Origin of the sequence: Pseudonocardia halophobica, assembly GCF_027922425.1 — a bacterium.
Lineage (GTDB): Bacteria > Actinomycetota > Actinomycetes > Mycobacteriales > Pseudonocardiaceae > Pseudonocardia > Pseudonocardia halophobica.
Window position 1 is genome coordinate 1 of sequence record NZ_BSFQ01000169.1, and the last position, 862, is coordinate 862.

Below are 862 nucleotides of genomic sequence, written 5' to 3' on the forward strand. Positions count from 1 at the left end.
TACTGGATCATCGGGCTCCTTCCGATCTGGTGCGGCCCTTTCCTCCGGTCCCCGCCGATGCCTCGACGCCGGCGAGCTCAGGCCATCGGCCCGACCAGCTCCCGGTACTCCTGGGGCAGCTGGGACAGGACGTCGTCGAGCTCCGGCGCCGACTCACGCATGCCCGCCGGCGAGAGCGGCCGGAACGTAGAGGCCGTCGCGTTCTGCGCGGACCGCGGCGAGTGTCCTCGTCGGTGCCCGGAGCTTGCTGAGGATGTGCTCGAGGTGGGCGGCCACGGTCCGGGGGGCCACCACCAGCGTATGGGCGATCTCCTGGTTGCAGTACCCCTCGACCAGCAGGCCCAGCACTTCCAGTTCCCGCGGAGTGAGTCCCTGAAGATCGGTCGCGGGTGACAGCAGGGCCAGACCGGTCAGCCCCGACGGGGCGTCCTCGGGTGCCGCCAGGGCGGTCACGCGCACGTGCCCGCCGGGGGCGTGGGGGCCACCCACCGGCCAGAGGAACGAGGAGTAGACGTGCCCGTCGCCGATCCGCTCGCGGGCGACGGCCAGGACGGAGGAGGACGGGGTCAGCAGCTCGTCCACGGGAAGGACAACCAGCGCCTGGCAGCCTTCGTCCACGCAGAGCACCACGCCGGCCGTGGCCCCACGCACCAGGCGGGCGGCGGTGAGCAGCGAACGCATCGGGTCGATGCCCTGCGCGAGCACCGGTCCGAGCCGCCCGAGCCTGCGGCGCATGAGCGGGGACGGCGGGCGCCGGTCGCCGGACAGCAGCGCGAGGAAGCCGACGTGGCGCCCCCCTTTTGCGAACAGGCCGAGGGCCAGCGCTTCGTTGATCCCGGACGGGAGCAGGCACTCGGCCCAG

Annotated in this window: 1 protein-coding gene; it reads right to left on the reverse strand. The window is 73.0% G+C overall.

Annotated elements, in window-relative coordinates; translation table 11 throughout:
* Positions 1–153 precede the first annotated feature (153 nt).
* The coding region (locus tag PKE99_RS37915; RefSeq protein WP_271215081.1) for a helix-turn-helix transcriptional regulator at positions 154–862 on the reverse strand (709 nt) is incomplete at its 5' end.